Source organism: Delftia sp. ASV31 (assembly GCF_016428765.1).
GTDB lineage: Bacteria > Pseudomonadota > Gammaproteobacteria > Burkholderiales > Burkholderiaceae_C > Comamonas > Comamonas acidovorans.
Genome location: NZ_JAELTK010000274.1, coordinates 1 through 317, shown reverse-complemented (window position 1 = coordinate 317; position 317 = coordinate 1). Strand labels below are relative to the sequence as shown.

The window sequence follows — 317 nt, the reverse complement described above, 5'->3', positions numbered from 1 at the left end:
CCCCCCCCCCCCCCCCCCCCCCCCCCCCCCCCCCCCCCCCCCCCCCCCCCCCCCCCCCCCCCCCCCCCCCCCCCCCCCCCCCCCCCCCCCCCCCCCCCCCCCCCCCCCCCCCCCTTTTAATGACACGCCGACCACCGAGATCTACACTGTTCGCATTTCGTCGGCAGCGTCAGATGTGTATAAGAGACAGCCGTGTGCCACTGCGGCCGGTCCGTGACCTGGATCAGTCCATGGTTGTGGCAAAAGCGGATCAGCGTGGCCACGGGAAAGCGCAGCATCTGGTCGGTGGGGCAGGACCAGATGCAGCCCATCATGGG

At 73.5% G+C, this 317-nt stretch carries 1 protein-coding gene; it reads left to right on the top strand.

The annotated features are described in order from the left end of the window. On the top strand, positions 1 to 217 hold a 217-nt coding region (locus JHD82_RS29370), incomplete at its 5' end, for a hypothetical protein (protein ID WP_199140440.1). Positions 218 to 317: the final 100 nt, after the last annotated feature.